This window comes from Leptolyngbya cf. ectocarpi LEGE 11479, from assembly GCF_015207065.1.
In the GTDB taxonomy this organism is placed as follows: Bacteria; Cyanobacteriota; Cyanobacteriia; order Phormidesmidales; family Phormidesmidaceae; genus Leptothoe; species Leptothoe ectocarpi.
On sequence record NZ_JADEXP010000461.1, the window covers coordinates 1 to 4174 of the forward strand.

The following is a 4174-nucleotide window of genomic DNA, read 5'->3' on the forward strand; positions in this document are numbered from 1 at the left end:
CTGCAGGGGCATGGGGCTGCTATTTGGGAAGTGGCGTTTAGCCCCGATGGTCAACGTATTGCCACCGCCAGCGATGACGGCACCGTGAGGCTATGGCACAGCGACGGTCAGCCGCTCATCAGTCTTAATGGCCACGGTGATGACGTCAATAGCATCCGGTTTAGTGCCGATGGTACCCGGCTGATTTCCGCGAGTGCTGATACTACTGGTTTGCTCTGGGATGTAGACGATTTATCTTTTGAGGCCCTGATGGCCAGGGGCTATCGCTGGTTTGAGGATGGGGCTGGCGACAGCCTCAACTCGAATTAGATAAGGGGCTGGCTCGAAAATGAAATACCCATAGATCGAGTTTCAACTACGCTCAACTCTCTAAGCTGGAAGGTTGAGCGGAGTCGAAACCGGATTTATTGAGTCCATTATTTAGCCACAAAACCCTGCCAGATTAGTTGCATAAGTGCTTTCACCTGGGCGTATATCTGTTAATCAGGTCTGCGATTTATCAACAATAACTGTACTGAGTTGTAAACACGCAAGGAATGTAGGTCAAAAACCTTGTTGTCAACTACGAACCATCTATTTTGCACTATCAGGGTGAATTATGTCGACACAAAAAGGCACTGGCTGGGTACCGGATTTCCCAGATGTCAAAGACTACACGTTGTCACATTCTAAAGTTCAAAAGGTTGTTGATACCGCTGGTAGTGAAACGGTAGCCAGCTCCCTGCAGAGTCTGGCTGGGAGAACGACAGAAACATTTCGGGCGATCCTGGAGCATGTTGACTCTAAAACCTCAGAGGCCCTCCATCAACGCATTCAGCAAGTTGAGCAAGAATTTCTCAGCCAGACGCTTTCCTTTAGACCTGTAAGGGTACATCAGTATTTAACCGAAGGCGTCAGCAGTCCTGAAGTCCTTCGAGTTAAGGCCTATTTGCGGGAATTTGTAGTTGGACTCAACTTAAAAAGTGAAAAAGACAAACGGCTATTAAATATTCAAAATCAAGAAACAGAAAATTCAATTGTTAGCAAACAGCTGATTGATGATGTGAAAGCGAATGTTGAATGGTGGTTTCAGCCCCATGCAGACCCTCGATTTAGACATTTACTAAGGCTATACCAAACCTATCATCACAATAATAATAAAGATAAGAACGATTATAAAAAACAAGCCAATAACGGTCTAGAGATAAGTTCAAACAGTGGATCGCAGAGCGATTCGCCTAATGCAACGAATAACCATAGGGTTGACGGTGTTCTAGATCCAGAGACCCTGGCACTTTTTGAAACTGAGCCCACCCGCGAACTTTATGAAGCTCAGCTCGACGAGGTGGCCACCAAGATCAAAACTATTGAGACTGAACTCAAAGCAATAAATAAAGATAATAACTGTGACAATGTTGCGCTTCAGAGCAGCGCGCTGTCTACTCAAGAGAAAGAGTCCTACCCGATAGAAATTAATAGTGGAAATTTTATTGCCATAACCCGACGGATCCGGCAAAAAATACGACAAAAGCTTAAATATCCTACTTTACCCAATGCTGGAGTTGAGCTGATAAAAGAGTTTGAGACCCTATCGCTAAAGGCCCAAAAACTGCCCCCTGGGATTTGGACCATTGGCTATGGACATACTCAAGATGTGCATCCTGAGTTGTCTATTACCCAAGTAGAAGCTGAGGATCTGTTACTACAAGATTTAGAGCTCTTGGCTGCAGCCATTCGAGATCATGTCAAAGTTGAGATCAATGAAAATCAGTTTGGGGCGTTGTTGAGCTTTGTTTATAACGTCGGCATGGGTGCTTTAAAGGGTTCAACCCTGCTCAAACGTCTCAATGAGAAGAAGTATGATCAAGCGGCTGAGGAATTTGAGCGTTGGAGTAGAGCGAGTGGTCAGGAGCTACCAGAGTTGCTTAAACGGCGTAAAAAAGAGAAGGCATTGTTTAATACTAAAACTAATGCACAGGGTCCTGGACAGCTGATCCCCAAGTTTCAAGAAGAACTTGAGAAACTAGTTAATGATGCTCGCGAACAGCTGGAGCAGTTTCGTCGTATTCAGATCAAACGATTGCCCATGTCTTGGCATTTGCCAGATGAAGTATCCGATGCTTTGGGCGCAGCTGTGTTTAAAGTTGTTAAGGAAACCGTTCAAAACGATGAACCAATTTTGGTAGATGAAGAAGAATTGGTTTATTTAACGGGGGAAGCCGCTGAAGATAGCAACCCCAACGCTCCAAACATCACCGATCAAGATATTGACGCTTGTAAAGAAACCTTTGAACAGCTGTTTGTGCCGGTGGTACAGGCAATGGCACAAGTCCTGGCACCCATGGGGTGCTACGAAACTATCCATCGGGCGATTGCTCAGACGGTGGAAACGTTTCAGGCTGTGTTGCAACAGCCTGACCTGGTGGGTGCATTATTGACGTCATCACGACCTTCTAAGCAGGCGATAGAGCAGGCAGATGAAATTTTACAGCTGATCAGAGCCTTAAAACCAAACAAAGATCCTATCGAGCAAGCCGATGAGATTTTAAAGTTACTCACCGCCTCTTTGTTGAAGGTGGAAATTCTGTCCTACGAGCTATTTGAGCAGTCTTTAAAGCAGTGTCAAACCTGTCAAGACGCTCTAGAAAAGGCACAACAGGAAGCGGCTGAAGCGGCTGAAGAAAGAGAAGAATATGAAGCCTTAGACACCACTCAAGCAACTAATCAGGTGAGTCAGGCTGAAAATGCCTTACGCCAGGCGCAGCAGGCATTAACAAAACAGTTTATTGCCCTGAAGGTGTTTCAAAAATTTATGCTCCTTTGCCCCATTGGCGAACAACGATGGACTGATGAAAGCAATCGACTCGATGCTCAGCAGCCGACGCTGCTATATGTTCCCATGGCCGACGCTGGCTCCACTAGCCATGAGACTTCGCTACTGAATCGGTATTCAGATGCTGTGCAAATTCCGATTAAAGGGAGCCAGAGAGAACAAAATCAGCGTTTTTTTGGCGTCCCAGCCGACCTGGAGGGCCAGGAGCACACTGAAACATGGCTATATCTTGCTCTACCAGAGTTTGTTGACTTGAGCTATTGGTGTTCTTCCATTGAAGATCAAGGAACGCTCAATACCTGCACAGCCCAGGCGGGAATAGCCCTGGTGGAATATTTTGCTAGAAAAACGTTCAATCGCCATGAAAATCTTTCTGCCCGTTTCCTTTATAAAGCAGCCCGTAATCTCATGCATCGAACGGGCGATACGGGAGCCTCTGTGCGAGAGACCATGAGGGCCATGGTACTATTCGGCATTCCGCCGGAAGAGTATTGGCCCTACACCGAACATGCCGATAAGTTTGACCATGAGCCCAATCAGTTTTGCTATGCTTATGCCCAGAACTATCAGGCCGTAAAGTACTGTCGCCTGGACCATGCAGGAATTTCAAAACCGGCGCTCCTGGCTCAAATTAAGGCGGTGCTGGTGTCGGGAGTGCCCTGTATGTTTGGCTTTACGGTGTACAACTCGATCTATGAAGACTTTAATTTTAAGCGTGGTCATGTGCCCTACCCTGGTGCAAACGACGAAATGGCGGGAGGACATGCCGTTGTCGCTGTGGGGTACGATGACCATCGCATCATCGAGTCAGCCGATGGGACGGAGCGATCGCAAGGCGCTATTTTGATCCGCAACTCCTGGGGAGCTTCCTGGGGGCAGGGGGGCTATGGCTGGCTGCCCTACAAATATGTCCTGGCTGGGCTCACCGCCGACTGGTGGGCACTGTTAAAGTCTGAGTGGTTTTCTAAGGGCCATTTTGGGGCCAGTATCGGCGATTGGGACTCCCATCTTGGCGGCAAAGGAGGCAAGAAAAAAGACCGTAGACGCAGACCTTAGGCATAAGGATTTTATAAGCACCAAAGAATATGGCTGCAGAGGCGTTCCGTGGAACGCCTGCACGCAATAGGCCTGAATCTTGGTTTCTGAGGCTGTGATGTCGGAACAGCCAAAAGTCCTCAGGCTCGTCGTTCGACAACTAACGTAAAGCGAGCAACCAGCATACCGACAGATGCGATCGCAACCAAAGGCGCAAAAAAGGCCAGACCAACAGCGCCACCCACTAGACCTGCGGTTAGGGGTATTTCCAGCAAGATCCGCCCTTCTGCATTTTTAATCAAAATCCGGCGGACATTACTCTCATTG

General features: G+C 47.5%; 3 protein-coding genes. 2 read left to right on the top strand and 1 reads right to left on the bottom strand.

Translation table 11 applies throughout. The features are described from left to right. A partial coding sequence (locus IQ260_RS28305; RefSeq protein WP_193996413.1) for a WD40 repeat domain-containing protein occupies positions 1-309 on the top strand: 309 nt, incomplete at its 5' end. Between the two features lie 289 nt (positions 310-598). Beyond that, positions 599-3868: a glycoside hydrolase family protein gene (locus IQ260_RS31290; RefSeq protein ID WP_228016507.1), complete on the top strand. Its 3270-nt coding sequence runs from the start codon at positions 599-601 to the stop codon at positions 3866-3868. A 119-nt stretch (positions 3869-3987) separates the two neighbouring features. Here the strand turns inward: IQ260_RS31290 and IQ260_RS28320 are convergent. After that, the coding region (locus IQ260_RS28320) for a DUF4342 domain-containing protein (protein WP_193996414.1) at positions 3988-4174 on the bottom strand (187 nt) is incomplete at its 5' end.

What these genes read in the sequence shown, in the direction of transcription:
- IQ260_RS31290 (WP_228016507.1), top strand. Translation starts at nt 599, where the DNA reads ATGTCGACACAAAAAGGCACTGGCTGGGTACCGGATTTCCCAGATGTC.